Below are 13,973 nucleotides of genomic sequence, written 5' to 3'. Positions count from 1 at the left end.
TTATTGAATCACAAACAAAATAGTTTGCCCAAATCGATTCACATAGATTCGTTTATTGGCTTTATTGTACTGTTTCAATGCTTTATCCACATCGCTTAATTGTTTGATTTCAATGTCTTCAATTTGGATGATAACATCCCCTGCTTGAAAACCAACTTTTTCAGCTTTGCTTTTTGGTTCAACATCTCGTACCATCACCCCTTCAAAATTTCGAGGCAGTCTGAATTGTTGGATAATTTGGTCATTAATCTGTGTCAGTTTTAAGCCGCCAAGTACAGTTCCTTCTGTCGCTGCTGTGAGTGTTGAACGATCGGCCAATACAATGACTAAGGTGATCTCTTTTTTGTTTCTTTCAACTTCTAAGACCACTTTTTGTTTTGGTTTAAAATCTCCAATGACGTTTTGTAAATCCACACGGTCTTTTATGGCAATGTCATTGATTTTATAGATTAAATCCCCACGTTTAAGACCATATTTGTCTGCAGGTGTGTCATCTTCAACATCAAGTACCAATGCCCCTTGTTTTCGTTTATAGACTTTTTCTAACTCTGGACTTAAGTCATCGATGATGACACCTAAATAACCACGAGTGACTTTCCCATCTTGAATCAGTTTTGTGACCACATTTTTGACCATATCCACAGGAATGGCAAATCCAATACCGTCATTACCTCCACTTTTTGAGATAATGGCTGAATTAATACCAATGAGTGCTCCACGACTGTCTACAAGTGCTCCCCCAGAGTTCCCTGGGTTGATTGAGGCATCGGTTTGAATGAAGTTTTCGTATCGGTTGATCCCTACTTTGTTTTTATTCAGTGCTGAAATAATTCCTTGTGAAACAGACTCCCCTAAACCAAATGGGTTTCCAATGGCAAAAATTACATCCCCAATGCGTAAATCGTTTGATGAAGCAAATTTAATGGGAGTTAAGTTATTGGCTTCAATTTTAACCACGGCAATATCTGAATCGGCATCTTTTCCAATGATTTTTGCAGTGTACTCTGTTTTGTCGTTTGAAAGCGTGACGGTAACTTCATCCGCATTTTCAATGACGTGATTGTTTGTTACAATATATCCATTGCTTGATACAACCACCCCAGACCCCAGTGAACGTTGGATTCTGCTTTCGTTAAACATCTGTCCAAAGCCTTCCCCAAAGAATTTTCTTAAAAATGGGTCATTGAGCATTTGTAATGGAATATTATTATTTTGACGTACATGTTTTTTTGCAGAAATATTCACCACTGACTTCATAGGTTCTTTAATAATGTCATGAAATGAAAAGAGTTGAGTTGTTGTATTGGGAATCACTCTTTGAGGATTCTCTTTAACGGTTTCAAATGTAATGGATGCTGCAAACAGATTTGCAGACATAAACCCAGTAATGATAAAAAGTTTTGCGCCCTTTTTCAACATATGTGTATCCTTTTTTCTAAATGTTTACCAAATTGTAACCACTATGAATAAACTGTAAACCAATGAAAAGTTAATAAAAGGTTAATAAAGCGCAAAATAAGGGCTTTAGTAACCTTTTAAAGTTTTTCTGTTCATATTTTATATATAGTATCAAAATGTGAATAAAAGATTCTCTTTGGGTTTATTTCAATGCCAAGCCTGAACCAATCTTGATGTGTGTATAGAGTTTTCCAATCACAGTGACTCTGTCGCAATCACTTAAGCTATTGAGTTTTGGAAATTTTTCGTTATCAGAGATGATATCAATCCCTTTTTTCCCTCGAAAATGTAATCGTTTGATTTGAAGGGTGTCATCAATATTAATAAGATAAATTCCATCCACTTCATAGAAACTTCTTCCATTGGCCATATCTATAATCACCCAGTCGTTCATGCTGATAGTGGGTTCCATGCTGTCGCCCACAACTTTAAACATCATCAGGTTTTCAGGTTTGATATTGGCATCCAGTACAAAGGCTTTGCTGACTCTTATTTTTTTACTGTCTGCTTCTTCAATGACCCCTTCACTTCCTGCTCCAACTGCACCATTGTAAACCTCTAAGATATAACTGTCCTCTTCGGAGCTTGATTCAAATAAAAAGTTGTCATTATTGGCTTGAATGGTTTGATGTTTTGATATTTTTTTTAATGTGCGTGGTGAATTGTCAAAAAGGAGTTGTTCAGGGATACTTAAAGCCTCTGCTAATGCGTAAATATCACTGATTTTGACATTGGTGCCATTTTCCCAAGATTTGATGTTTTCATAGGTCGTTTTTTTTCCCGTGATGGCTTCAACTTTTTGTGCCAATACGCCTTGTGAAAGCCCTGCTTGGTTTCTGTAATATTTTAAATTACTGCTAAATTGCATGCCATCTCCTTGTATAGTAATTATATTACCAAAATATATAGTAACAAAAATACTATTTAAGAGAACTTTGATAGAAATAATATTACTATTACATTTAGTAATTATGTTGCTAATTGCAATACAATCGTTCAAACATTAAAAGGAGAAAAAATGAGTATTCGAATCAATACATATGAACTTCTTGTGCAAGAGTTAGGGGAAGAGCTGGCATTTAAAGTGTGTGATAGTTTTTCAGGCATTGAGCTTAAAATACCCAAAAAAGCACATAAGACTTATCGCATTAAAGAGATGGTACGACGACACTTGAAACTGTTACAAATAGAAGATAAAAAAACACGATTTGTGAAATTTTTCAGCACCGAAATGCAGTTGAGTCGTCGAGTGATTTATAAAATAATTCAGGAGGTGGAAGATGAGTACCGAAAATAAAAAAAGAAAAAAACAGATCAAACAAAAAGAGGTGAACCAATTGGTTCAAGAGGTGGTTTATATTGATAAAAAGTTGATACAAAAGGTTAAGAATGGCAGTGCTACTAAAGAGGAGGAGGTGGAATTGCTCTTAAAAATTTAGAGATAAATTTGAAAAAAAACATCTCTTTTGTGCACAACAATCCTTTTATAATTTGACTGTTGAAAGCGTAAAACGACTCTCTTTGAGTGTTCGTTTTATATGGTGAGCCCAAGGCTTTAACAGATTAAAATAAAAAAGGAAAAAACATGGCAACAGAAAATGTTGTAGAAAATTTAGTGGACAACGTAAGACTTCTATTATCAAGTGATACAAGTCTGGAGAGTTTAAAAGAGATTGACCTTTGTGTCAAACAAAACAGAATTGATTTAGAGAGCATTGAACCTTCTAAAATCACAGGTTTAGAAGAGATCTTGGCATTAAAAGTCAATGTATCTGATATTGTGGATGATTTGGTTTCAACCCTTACTAGTGCCCCTTTGAGTGCAAATCAAGGAAGAGTTTTAAATGAGAAGTTAACCATTGCAAGCAGTGCAATTGAGGCGATTAAAACCGTACTTGCAAGTGATGACACAACGCTTGACGAGTTACAAGAGATTGTGAACTTTATCAAACAAAACAAAGCAGATTTAGCAACATTAGATTTAAGTAATATTGCTGAAACAAGCGAATTAAAACACTTTACACAAGCTTTAAAAGAGAAATTGGAAAACCTACCAACTAAAAGTGAGTTAAAAAACTTCACCGTACCTACGGGAATGATTTTTATTAACCCTTCATCGGTGATTCCTGAAGGCTTCTTTGAGTGTAATGGAGCAGAAGTTTCAAGAGAAGAGTATGCAGAGTTGTTTGCCGTTATTGGAACAACCTATGGAGTAGGGGATGATATTACTACATTTAATTTACCTGATTTACGAGGCGAGTTTGTCCGAGGTTGGGATAATGAAAGAGGTGTTGATATTGATAGAGATATTGCAAGTTTTCAGGATTGTGAAAATAAGAATCATACACATACTGGTACGGTAACTTCAAGTGGAACACATAAGCACACTATAAAAGGAGGTAGTTTTTCATCAGGACAACCCTATAGACCTACGATGCAACAAAATGATGATAGTCGTACAGTAATAATGTCAAACTCAAGTCAATCATTTACTATAAGTATTGATGATAGTGGTGCTAATGAAACACGACCACGAAACATCGCAATGATGTATTGCATCAAATATTAGGCAAAAATATGGAGAGTTGGCACGTATCTTTGGCGGTGGTTGTGTGTGGTGTGATTGCTCAGTTTGCTGTGAATAAGTATCAAAACGGTGAATTTAAAAAGCAAATTGATGGTCTATTTAAACGTGCAGATAAACACTCTGAAGATATTGTGCAACTTCAAACGCAAAAAAAACAGTATTTAACCACGCACAGAGCGGATGAAGTCTATTTGCGAAGAAAAGAGTTTGAGCTTTTTGAAAAGCATTTGGACCGTCGCTTTGATACGTTGGATAAGAGTGTAGCGCGTATTTTGAACTATGTCGAAGCAAAATATAAGGAGTGAGTATGTTGGAAGTTTTGTCTGCCATATTTGGAAGCGGTGAGGTGATTAAAAAAAGTTTGGAACTCATCGATGAAGCATGGACTTCAGATGAAGAAAAAGTGCAAAATCAAGCCAAACTCATAGAGGTTAAAACCCGAGCAAAAATGCAGCTTATTTCTGCATATGCGCCTTTTAAATTGGCACAACGATATTTAGCAGTGATGTTTACCGTTGTTTTTTTGTTCATCATGGCAAATGGGGTATTAGGTGCACTGTATGGATGGGTGAATATGGACAATGTTCACAAAGCGTTGGATTTTGCCAATAAAATGTGGCTTGGGGAGATTATGATGGCCATTGTCTCTTTCTATTTTGGCGGAGGTTTTATTGAGAGTTTGAATAAAAAGGAGAAACATGAAACGTAGTTATCCGGGAGTCATCATTCATTGCAGTGAAAGTCATTTTGGAAATGCACAAGAGATTGAATTGTGGCACAGACAAAGAGGTTGGGATGGCATTGGCTACCATTTAGTCATTCTTAATGGGCATGTTGAAAACAACACCTATTTGGAGTTTATGAACGGTCAAATTGAGATGGGAAGAGACTGGGACAAAGCAGGAGCTCATGCCAAAGGGTATAATGACTATTTGGGGATCTGTTTAATTGGAAATGAGCAGTTTTCAACCCGCCAGTATGAGGCGTTGCAAACGGTGTTAAACTCATTGGTGCAACAGTATGATTGGACAAAAGAGAATATTTTATTTCATTATGAAGTCTCCTCTAAAAGTTGTCCCAATTTTGACAAAGAATGGTTTTTAGAGAATTTTATGCCCGCATTAGTATAGCTTAAAAGCTATACTAATTTTAAAGGTCAGTTTTTAAGACTGCCCCGCTACTTGCATTGGTTACTAAGCTTCGGTATTGTCCTAACCATTTTGAGTTAAGAGGTTTTTTGAGTGGTTTGAAGGTTGCTTTTCGTTGTGCAATCTCTTCATCACTTAAGTTTACAGAGAGGATATATTGATCCACATCAATATGGATTTCATCGCCATCTTGCAGTAGTCCAATCATTCCACCTTCTGCTGCTTCAGGAGAAACGTGACCAATAGAAGCCCCTCTGGTTGCCCCAGAGAATCTTCCATCGGTGATCAAGGCAACTTTATCTCCAAGACCCATTCCCATAATCAATGAAGTAGGTGCAAGCATCTCTTGCATACCTGGACCACCTTTAGGACCTTCATATCGAATAACAACCACATCACCCGCTTTTACTTTACCATCAATGATGCCTTTAATCGCTTCTGGTTGTCCATCAAAACAAACAGCCTTACCAGTAAATACTCTATCACCTGTAATACCAGCTGTTTTAATAACCGCACCTTGTTCTGCTAAATTACCATAAAGAATCGCCAAACCACCCACTTGTGAATAGGGGTTATCAATGGTGTGGATGATGTTGGTATCTTTGATGTATGCATCAGAGATTTTCTCATATAAAGACTCACCTGAGATGGTTAAGTTATCAATTAAGATATCATCACCTCGTTTGGTCATCTCTTTCATTACGGCGTTTACACCACCTGCTTTATTGATGTCCTCCATATGCACGGTTGAAAGTGATGGAGAAATTTTAGCAATGTGTGATACTCTTTTAGAGATTTTGTTAATGTCTTCAAGGTTGAAGTTTACTTCAGCTTCTTTAGCAATAGCAAGCATGTGAAGAACTGTATTAGAGCTTCCACCCATTGCCATATCGACTGCAAAAGCATTTCTAACTGCATTTTCATTTAAGATGTTTCGTAATTTAAACTTCTCTGTTGCTTGTGCATCTTTGGCAATTTCACACACTCTTCTGGCAGCTTTTCTGTAAAGCTTTTCTCTTTCAGGCGTTAAGGCTAAAATCGTACCATTTCCTGGCAAGGCAATTCCCATGGCTTCCATAAGGGTATTCATGGAGTTTGCAGTGAACATTCCTGAACATGAACCCCCACTAGGACAGGCATTACACTCGATATCTTTCAGCTCTTCATCGCTCATCTCACCTGCTTCGTGTTTACCTACGGCTTCAAATGCGGTTGCTAAGTCAATAGGAGTTCCCTCTTTGGTATGCCCTTTTGCCATAGGTCCACCACTGACAAAAACCGTAGGAACATTAACTCGTAATGCTCCCATGATCATACCAGGTACAATCTTATCGCAGTTTGGAATTGCAATCATTGCATCAAGTTTATGCGCGTTCATCACGGTTTCAATTGAACTTGCAATCAGTTCTCTTGATGGAAGAGAAAAGAGCATTCCATCATGTCCCATTGCGATACCATCATCAACTCCAATGGTATTAAACTCAAACGGTACACAGCCGTTTGCTTTGATTTCATCTTTAATAATTTTTGAAACTTTATCTAAAAAGAAGTGCCCTGGAATGATTTCAATAAATGAGTTGGCAACACCAATAAATGGCTTGTCAAAATCTTCATCTTGTAATCCTGTTGCTCTTAATAATGATCGATGAGGTGTACGTTGAAAACCTCTTTTTACTTCATCACTTCTCATTGAATATCCTTATACATTAATAAATTTGATTGATTATAGCAGAAAAATAAAAAAATTTCAGTAAAAGCCTTGACAAATAAAAATTTTTTAAATATAATTCCACTCCATTTTGATAAGAAGACTTATCTAAAAGTACACACAAAGTGCGAGTGTGGCGGAACTGGTAGACGCGCGGGACTTAAAATCCCGTTCCCGTTTGGGAGTGTGAGTTCGATTCTCACCATTCGCACCACTATAATAATGTTATGTAGAGAGTTGCCAGAGTTGGTCGAATGGACCGGTTTTGAAAACCGGCGAGGTTCACGCCTCCGAGGGTTCGAATCCCTTGCTCTCTGCCACTTCTTTTTTAATCATTTTTTCTTATCACTGTTAAAATGATTTTTGTTGGAGGTATAGCAAAGTTGGTAATGCCCGGGATTGCAAATCCTGTATGCGTCGGTTCGAGTCCGGCTACCTCCTCCAAGTCTTATATAAAACCCCTAAAACAGAGAATACAATATTGCCAAGCTGATGAATGGTTGAGAGAATCAATAAGAAAAAAATGTCAGCATATAGACTTCTGCTTTATGCAGAATGTCTATAAGTCAGTTTGCTTTTCTTCTTTCTTTAATATAAATGAATGAAAAACCAGCGGCTGCAAATGCTGCTATAAAGTAGATAAAGTCCAAGATTTCCATTGTTGTCTCCTAAAGAGAATGATTTTAATTATTGTAACAAAAAGATGTCACATTTAATTAAACTTAAAATAAAAAAATAAATTTTTTATTAAAGTAATTCTTGTTTTTGAGTCGAAATAGGCAAAATAATCTCAAAACAGGCACCCGTGTACTCTACATCTTCATACTCAAAAACTCTGTTTTGTGCTTTTAAGACTCCTTCCATATGCTCTTCAATGATTTGCTTGGACATATAAAGACCAATACCCGTTCCATTGCTCTCTTGTTTGGTCGTAAAATAAGGATCGAAGATTTTATCAATGATTTGAGGTGGAATACCACCTGCATTATCTTGAATGATTAAATGAACATTTTTTTTATCTTCACACAGATGACTTTTTATGAAAATAAGGCGTCGTTGATGTTTGTGTTTGATGAGCTCATCACGTGCATTGTTTAAAATATTTAACAATGCTTGCGTAAACTCATTTTGCAGATTATAGAGTTTTGTATCTTCTAAAGCTTCTATTATAAGAATATCGTGATTGACATATTGGGGTTTGACAAGTGAAATTGCTTTTGCGATGGCATCACAGAGTTGAAATGCATTTTTGCTTTTGTGTGGTTTGAAAAAATCCCTAAAATCATCAATGGTTCTTGACATGTGTTGTACGGAGTTATTGATAGCATCCAATGTATCAAGCAAAAATTGATCGTTGAGCATTTCAAGCTCTTTTTGAATTTTAATACCTGTTGCAGAGGTTGAAATAACCGAAAGAGGTTGTCTCCACTGATGCGCAATATTGCCTATCATTTCGCCCATTAACGCCATCTTACTTTGTTGAATTAAAAGACGTTCGGTGAGCATTCGATTATTAACTTCATTGGTCACTTTTTGAGTCAACTCTTGATTGCTTCTTTTAATCTCGGTGATATCAATGGCAATACCAAGCAGATAGGTTTTATAAAAAAGTGTGAAATATTGTATTTTGACACGGATAATTTCAAAATAGTATTCATTGTTATCTTTACTGACGTATTTCTCAATAGTTCTTAAGTCCCCTTTTTCTAAAGCTTTTTTGTCTTTTTCATTCGAATTAATTGGTGTATTATCTTTAATCACTTCATATGAATTTTTGTTGATCAGATCTTTTTTGTGCGCAAAACCTAAAAACTCTAAAAGAGCTTGATTGATGATTTTAAAATCACCGTTTGTGTCTTTGATATAAATGGGGTGAGGAATATTGTTGATGATGTTATCCAGTAAAATGGTTTTACTTGATTGTACGTATGCACTGAACATCGCTAAAGGAAGCCCTAATATGCCAATGATAAAAAAGAGTCTCAACATTTCAAATTGCAACTCATTGAGTTGTTGCGTATAAAGGCTCTTTTTTAAGGCGTATAAAATATAAAAGTCATTGTCTGTCAGTTGAATTTTTCTTAAATAATAGGTTTTATTTTGATCCCAATAGGGATTTTCAATGAGATTATTGAGATTAGGTATCTCTTGAAATGCTTTATAATCTGTTTTAAGCTGGTTGCTCCAGCTTTTTTCATGGTTAGGATGCAGAAGAAAGTTGCCATTTAAATCAATACAAAACACATCAAACTCTTTAATCTCTTTGATTTTATTTACAAGTTCTTGTGCATCAAAGTTAATGATCAGTAGTCCATTAAAGATGTTGTCAGAATAGATCGGTTTTGCAATACGTATGGTGGGTCTAAAAGGGCGTTCTATTGTTTTGTTTTCTACATTTAAGTCCAAATCAGAAACATAAAATTTTTCTGCACTGAGTGCTTTTGTTTTTTGGAAATAGTAACGACTGCTTTTATCTTGAAGTTGCACTTTTTTTTCAATTTTATTATTTTTAAGACGATCAAAACGGATGATTTCTTGACCTTTGGCATTGATATAGCGCAGTTGAAACATATGTTTGTTGGATTTGATGTTTAAAAGCATATTGTTTTCAAGGTGTTTAAACGCTTGATTGGTTTTGGGTGTTTGTTTTAAATGAGAAAGCTCATAAATAGCATCCAGTTGAAGTTTGTAATGATTGATTTGTTGTTGTAAAAAGGTATATGTTTGTTGAAATTCATCTTGTGCTTTTTCTTTATACGATTGATACAGCCACTCTTTTTGGTTTAAAAACAGAACGACATAGAGTATGACGGAGATAACGAAACCTAATACAATAATTGTTAAAAAGGAACGTATCAAATAATGTAAATAAGTCTTTTTTTCCATGATGAATTGTAAAAAAGAGAAGGTTTAAAGATAATTGCATAATATGTTTAATTATTTCTTTTAAGTGACATTTTGGACTTGTCACCATTTAATAAAAAATGAGCAGTTCTACTTATATTTTATTAACAATTGGTTAACTTTTATCTTATTTAGGGCAAGAAAATGTTACTATTCAAAAATATTTACGCAAAGTGAGTGGAATGAAAAGAGTAGTTTATATTTTTTTAATTTTTGTGACGGTCTTGAATGCATCGCTTCTTGCACAAGAATCGATAACTCAGTCAGCACACAATCAAGATGAATTTATGGAAAGCTTTGATGCAGAGTATAATGAAGCCAACGATATTTTTGATCCATTGAGTGGTTATAACAGTGCAATGACGACATTTAATGACTCTTTTTATATGAATTTCGTAAAACCAGTATCTACGGTTTATGCGGATTATGTACATGAAAACATTCGAACGGGTGTTGATAATGTGTTTAATAACCTTTTGTTTCCTGTACGATTTATTAACAATATTTTACAGTTTAAACTTGTTAATGCTTCAGAAGAGTTGGCACGATTTGGTATCAATTCAACCTTTGGACTTTTAGGCATTATGGATGTTGCCAAAGATATCAATTTAAAACCTCACAAAGAGGATTTTGGGCAGACATTAGGGTTTTATGGTGTTGGCAGTGGATTTCATGTGGTATTGCCTTTTATAGGACCTTCAAATATGCGAGACATTGTTGGATTGAGTATCGATAATTTGGCCAATCCTTTATCTTCTAATATGGGTTATGAACCGTATCAAATCCCAAATCACTCTTCTGAACAAGCGGCAATAATTGGGGTACGAATGATCAATCATACCTCTTTACACCTCAATGAATATGAAAAATTAAAGGAATATGCTGTAGACTTATATCCTTTTTTACGAGACGTGTACGAACAGCGTCGAAAAAATGAGATTGAACAGTAGAGGGTGAAATGAAAAAAACAATAAAGATTGTAGTGATTTGTTGTCTGTTTTTGACGCAAGCATGTGCTTTAAAAGAGGATGTACTTTTGGATCAAATGCGTTCTAAAATTAACAATGCTACAAAACTTTTACAAAATAAAACGATGGATGAAACACAAAAAGAGCATGCATTATTTAATCTGTTTGATCCTGTATTTGATTTTGAGTTGATGTCTAAATTGAGTTTGGGACGACAATGGATGAGTTTAACCAATGAACAACAAGAACTTTATAAAAAGACTTTTGAGGATAAACTCAAAGCTTCGTATATGGATCAATTGAATTTATATACCAATCAACAAGTCCTTGTTCAAGGGATTACAAAAACAAAATCCAATAGAATTGAGCTGTTGATGCATATCAAAGGGACTGAAGATACTTACGAAGTCATCTATAAATTTTATAAAAATAAACAAAATGATTGGTTGATTTATGATATCAATATTTTAGGTGTCAGTATGATTCAAACTTATATCAACCAATTTGTAGGCGTCCTTCAAAAAGACTCTTTTGAAGCGTTGATTCAAAAACTCAGTGAAGTGAAGGCGATCTCAAAGTAGTTCCATGTTAGAAAAAATATATCAATCTTTTATTCTACCGCACCCTAAAAAAATCCTTTTTTTTATTTTTTTAGCGGTGTGTTTTTTAGGTTTTCATGCCATGAAATTAGAGATTGATGCTTCCGCTGATACCCTTCTTTTAGAACATGATAAAGATTTAAAGTTTTCTCGAGAGATTTATAAACGATATGGAACGAGTGATTATCTTCTTTTAGCATACACACCTAAACATGACCTTCTTTCTGAACAAACACTTCAAACCATTGCTTCGTTGAGTGAAGCTTTAAAGAAGTTACCAAGTGTACACTCCATTAACTCTATTTTAAATGTACCACTTCTGCAAAGCCCGCCAAAAAACTTGGCAAGTTTAGTGGATAATGTGCCTACATTAGAAAAAGGTGGCGTGGATAAAGAGCTTGTTAAACAGGAGTTTTTAAACTCACCTTTATACGCCAATGCTCTAGTAAGCAGTGATTTTAAAACTACGGCAATTTTAATCTATTTGGAACGTGATGAAAAATACTTCTCTTTGATTCAACAAAAAGAGGAGTTGGAGTTAAAGAAAAAAGAGCAACCTCTAAGTGAAGAAGAGTCTGAAAAACTTAAAAGCCTTCAAAAAGAGTATAAACAACATAAAGAGATTCAACGACAAAAAGAGCATGAAAACATTGAAAACATCAGAACAGTGATGGCCAAATACCAAGATACTGGTGAGTTGTTTTTAGGTGGTGTGAATATGATTGTGGACGATATTATCACCTATATTAAAGGGGACTTACTCATTTATGGTACCACACTTTTAGCCATACTTATAGCCGTACTATGGATGATTTTCAGACATCTTCGATGGATTTTGGTTACTTTAGGGATTTGTTTACTCTCAGTAATTTCAACTTCAGGTCTGTTGGGTTTATTTGATTGGCAAGTGACTGTTATTTCGTCTAACTTTATCTCTTTGCAACTGATTATTACAATTTCAATTGTAGTGCATTTGATTGTGCGGTATAATGAACTGCACAATGAAAACTCTACAGCAACACAACAAGAGTTGGTTCTACAAACAGTGCTTTCAAAAGCCAAACCTTCATTTTTTGCCATTATTACTACCATTGCAGGATTTTCTTCTTTGATGGTATCTGATATTAAACCGGTCATTAATCTTGGATGGATGATGAGTACAGGGATCGCTATCTCATTATTATTGGGTTTTTTGGTTTTTCCTTCTGTGTTAATGTTACTTCGAAAAGTAGAAGTACACAAAACAGATTTGCAACATCTTTTTTCCATGACAAAACTCTGTTCTAACAGTGTAATTCGTTTTGGGAAACCGATTTTAATCATCAGTCTGTTTGTGTTTATCTTCTCTTTATGGGGTGCGAGTAAACTCATAGTAGAAAACAGTTTTATCAGTTATTTTAAACAAAGCACACCAATTTATCAAGGAATGAAAGTCATTGACCAAAAACTGGGAGGTACAACACCACTGGATGTTATTATGAATTTTAAAACCGTTGAGCAAACAGAAGATGCCAACGATGGCTTTTTGGACTCTTTTAGTGAGGAGTTTTCGGTTAATCAAGATGCACCTGAATACTGGTTTACACTCGATAAAATGCATCAAATCATTAAAGTGCATGACTATTTAGAAAGCATTAATGCCATTGGAAAAGTGCAATCTTTGGCAACCACTCTTAAAATTGGTAAAAGCCTTAATGAAGGAAAAGAGTTAGAGAGCATTCAATTGGCACTTCTATATAAAAAATTGCCACAAGAGTATAAAGATATTATTCTCTCACCTTATGTGAGCATAGAGAATAACCAAGTACGTTTCACGACACGTATCATTGACTCAAAAGAGAATTTACGTAGAAACGAATTACTTGAAAAAATCAAAACTGATTTACCTACGGTGGTTTCACCGCAAGAGGCTACTTTTCAACTCTCAAGTTTGATGGTGTTATACAATAATATGTTGCAGTCGTTATTCAAATCTCAAATTTTAACCATAGGAATTGTAGTAGGTATACTCTTTATTATGTTCTTGGTACTCTTTAGATCACTTAAAGTTGCTTTGATTGCTTTAATTGTAAATATCATACCTATTAGTATTGTTTTTGGTGTGATGGGCTTTTTAAATATTCCATTAGACATTATGACCATCACCATTGCAGCCATTTCTATTGGTATTGGAGTCGATGATACCATTCACTATATTCATCGATTTACTGACGAGTATGAAAAAACAAATGATTATATTCAAGCCATGAAAAATGCACACAACAGTATTGGCTATGCCATGTATTATACTTCCTTAGTGATTGTGCTTGGATTCTCTATATTGGTATTATCAAATTTTATCCCTACCATTTACTTTGGACTATTGACTGTTTTAGTCATGTTCATGGTACTTCTAGCAGACCTTTTACTCTTACCAAAACTGCTTGTAATGTTAAAGCCATTTGACATAAAAAGAGCATAAAACAAAAAAATCAAAAATTTAAGCCAATATTTAGATTAAACCCTTGACAAGGGGTAAGAATTTGTCTATAATTCCCGTCCAATTTCAGAGGAACGATAGAAAGTTTTGGTCTGAAGAGTTCTTTAAAAGAAGAGGTTTGT

The 13,973-nt window shown here is 34.8% G+C and carries 13 protein-coding genes and 3 tRNA genes; 12 read left to right on the top strand and 4 right to left on the bottom strand.

Annotated features, from left to right (window positions below; translation table 11 throughout):
- Both CRV04_RS12500 and CRV04_RS12495 read right to left on the bottom strand, forming a co-directional pair.
- Entirely contained in the window at positions 1 to 1,416 is a 1,416-nt protein-coding gene (locus tag CRV04_RS12500; protein WP_128997233.1) for a Do family serine endopeptidase, read from the bottom strand.
- Positions 1,417 to 1,600: 184 nt separating this feature from the next.
- Positions 1,601 to 2,326, bottom strand: a complete 726-nt coding sequence (locus CRV04_RS12495) for a LexA family transcriptional regulator (protein WP_128997194.1) — start codon at positions 2,324 to 2,326, stop codon at positions 1,601 to 1,603.
- 150 nt (positions 2,327 to 2,476) lie between these two features.
- On the opposite strand from CRV04_RS12495, the gene CRV04_RS12490 reads away from it, so the two are divergent.
- The 6 genes from CRV04_RS12490 to CRV04_RS12470 all read left to right on the top strand — a co-directional run bounded on the left by CRV04_RS12490 (position 2,477) and on the right by CRV04_RS12470 (position 5,175).
- Complete coding sequence (locus CRV04_RS12490; protein ID WP_128997193.1) at positions 2,477 to 2,755, top strand: hypothetical protein; 279 nt, start codon at positions 2,477 to 2,479, stop codon at positions 2,753 to 2,755.
- Positions 2,739 to 2,897 carry a hypothetical protein gene (locus CRV04_RS12915; RefSeq protein ID WP_164969173.1) on the top strand — a complete coding sequence of 53 codons (159 nt, stop codon included), beginning with the start codon at positions 2,739 to 2,741 and terminating at the stop codon, positions 2,895 to 2,897. The genes CRV04_RS12490 and CRV04_RS12915 overlap by 17 nt, the downstream gene beginning before the upstream one ends.
- A 146-nt stretch (positions 2,898 to 3,043) precedes the next feature.
- Positions 3,044 to 4,027 (top strand): phage tail protein, encoded by a 984-nt coding sequence (locus CRV04_RS12485; RefSeq protein ID WP_128997192.1) that lies wholly within the window; start codon positions 3,044 to 3,046, stop codon positions 4,025 to 4,027.
- 8 nt (positions 4,028 to 4,035) lie between these two features.
- Positions 4,036 to 4,350 (top strand): hypothetical protein, encoded by a 315-nt coding sequence (locus CRV04_RS12480; RefSeq protein ID WP_128997191.1) that lies wholly within the window; start codon positions 4,036 to 4,038, stop codon positions 4,348 to 4,350.
- Between the two features lie 2 nt (positions 4,351 to 4,352).
- On the top strand, positions 4,353 to 4,754 hold the full coding sequence (locus CRV04_RS12475) for a hypothetical protein (protein WP_128997190.1): 402 nt from the start codon (positions 4,353 to 4,355) through the stop codon (positions 4,752 to 4,754).
- Complete coding sequence (locus tag CRV04_RS12470; protein ID WP_128997189.1) at positions 4,744 to 5,175, top strand: N-acetylmuramoyl-L-alanine amidase; 432 nt, start codon at positions 4,744 to 4,746, stop codon at positions 5,173 to 5,175. The genes CRV04_RS12475 and CRV04_RS12470 overlap by 11 nt, the downstream gene beginning before the upstream one ends.
- Positions 5,176 to 5,194: 19 nt before the next feature.
- On the opposite strand, the gene ilvD is transcribed toward CRV04_RS12470, so the two are convergent.
- The gene (gene ilvD, locus CRV04_RS12465; protein WP_128997188.1) at positions 5,195 to 6,883 is read right to left on the bottom strand and encodes a dihydroxy-acid dehydratase; all 1,689 of its coding nucleotides are present in this window, start codon (positions 6,881 to 6,883) and stop codon (positions 5,195 to 5,197) included.
- A gap of 145 nt (positions 6,884 to 7,028) precedes the next feature.
- Between ilvD and CRV04_RS12460 the strand changes: the two genes are divergently transcribed.
- The 3 genes from CRV04_RS12460 to CRV04_RS12450 all read left to right on the top strand — a co-directional run bounded on the left by CRV04_RS12460 (position 7,029) and on the right by CRV04_RS12450 (position 7,345).
- Positions 7,029 to 7,115, top strand: a tRNA-Leu gene (locus CRV04_RS12460).
- A gap of 17 nt (positions 7,116 to 7,132) precedes the next feature.
- A tRNA-Ser gene (locus CRV04_RS12455) sits at positions 7,133 to 7,221 on the top strand.
- A 48-nt stretch (positions 7,222 to 7,269) separates the two neighbouring features.
- Positions 7,270 to 7,345 (top strand) — tRNA-Cys (locus CRV04_RS12450).
- 303 nt (positions 7,346 to 7,648) lie between these two features.
- Here the strand turns inward: CRV04_RS12450 and CRV04_RS12445 are convergent.
- Positions 7,649 to 9,787 (bottom strand): ATP-binding protein, encoded by a 2,139-nt coding sequence (locus CRV04_RS12445; protein WP_128997187.1) that lies wholly within the window; start codon positions 9,785 to 9,787, stop codon positions 7,649 to 7,651.
- Between the two features lie 200 nt (positions 9,788 to 9,987).
- Between CRV04_RS12445 and CRV04_RS12440 the strand changes: the two genes are divergently transcribed.
- From CRV04_RS12440 to CRV04_RS12430, 3 genes are read left to right on the top strand one after another with little or no spacing between them, the layout of a single operon-like run.
- Complete coding sequence (locus CRV04_RS12440; protein ID WP_128997186.1) at positions 9,988 to 10,755, top strand: MlaA family lipoprotein; 768 nt, start codon at positions 9,988 to 9,990, stop codon at positions 10,753 to 10,755.
- An 8-nt stretch (positions 10,756 to 10,763) separates the two neighbouring features.
- Positions 10,764 to 11,354: a Tgt2/MlaC family protein gene (locus CRV04_RS12435; protein WP_128997185.1), complete on the top strand. Its 591-nt coding sequence runs from the start codon at positions 10,764 to 10,766 to the stop codon at positions 11,352 to 11,354.
- Positions 11,355 to 11,358: 4 nt separating this feature from the next.
- Positions 11,359 to 13,833 carry an efflux RND transporter permease subunit gene (locus CRV04_RS12430; protein ID WP_128997184.1) on the top strand — a complete coding sequence of 825 codons (2,475 nt, stop codon included), beginning with the start codon at positions 11,359 to 11,361 and terminating at the stop codon, positions 13,831 to 13,833.
- Positions 13,834 to 13,973 lie beyond the last annotated feature (140 nt).

This window comes from Candidatus Marinarcus aquaticus (assembly GCF_004116335.1).
GTDB lineage: Bacteria > Campylobacterota > Campylobacteria > Campylobacterales > Arcobacteraceae > Marinarcus > Marinarcus aquaticus.
Note: the sequence above shows the minus strand (reverse complement) of the source record. Positions and strands in the feature narration are given on the sequence as shown.

What these genes read in the sequence shown, in the direction of transcription:
- CRV04_RS12485 (WP_128997192.1), top strand. Translation starts at nt 3,044, where the DNA reads ATGGCAACAGAAAATGTTGTAGAAAATTTAGTGGACAACGTAAGACTT.
- ilvD (WP_128997188.1), bottom strand. Translation starts at nt 6,883, where the DNA reads ATGAGAAGTGATGAAGTAAAAAGAGGTTTTCAACGTACACCTCATCGA.
- CRV04_RS12915 (WP_164969173.1), top strand. Translation starts at nt 2,739, where the DNA reads ATGAGTACCGAAAATAAAAAAAGAAAAAAACAGATCAAACAAAAAGAG.
- CRV04_RS12495 (WP_128997194.1), bottom strand. Translation starts at nt 2,326, where the DNA reads ATGCAATTTAGCAGTAATTTAAAATATTACAGAAACCAAGCAGGGCTT.
- CRV04_RS12480 (WP_128997191.1), top strand. Translation starts at nt 4,036, where the DNA reads ATGGAGAGTTGGCACGTATCTTTGGCGGTGGTTGTGTGTGGTGTGATT.
- CRV04_RS12445 (WP_128997187.1), bottom strand. Translation starts at nt 9,787, where the DNA reads ATGGAAAAAAAGACTTATTTACATTATTTGATACGTTCCTTTTTAACA.
- CRV04_RS12440 (WP_128997186.1), top strand. Translation starts at nt 9,988, where the DNA reads ATGAAAAGAGTAGTTTATATTTTTTTAATTTTTGTGACGGTCTTGAAT.
- CRV04_RS12435 (WP_128997185.1), top strand. Translation starts at nt 10,764, where the DNA reads ATGAAAAAAACAATAAAGATTGTAGTGATTTGTTGTCTGTTTTTGACG.
- CRV04_RS12470 (WP_128997189.1), top strand. Translation starts at nt 4,744, where the DNA reads ATGAAACGTAGTTATCCGGGAGTCATCATTCATTGCAGTGAAAGTCAT.
- CRV04_RS12490 (WP_128997193.1), top strand. Translation starts at nt 2,477, where the DNA reads ATGAGTATTCGAATCAATACATATGAACTTCTTGTGCAAGAGTTAGGG.
- CRV04_RS12430 (WP_128997184.1), top strand. Translation starts at nt 11,359, where the DNA reads ATGTTAGAAAAAATATATCAATCTTTTATTCTACCGCACCCTAAAAAA.
- CRV04_RS12475 (WP_128997190.1), top strand. Translation starts at nt 4,353, where the DNA reads ATGTTGGAAGTTTTGTCTGCCATATTTGGAAGCGGTGAGGTGATTAAA.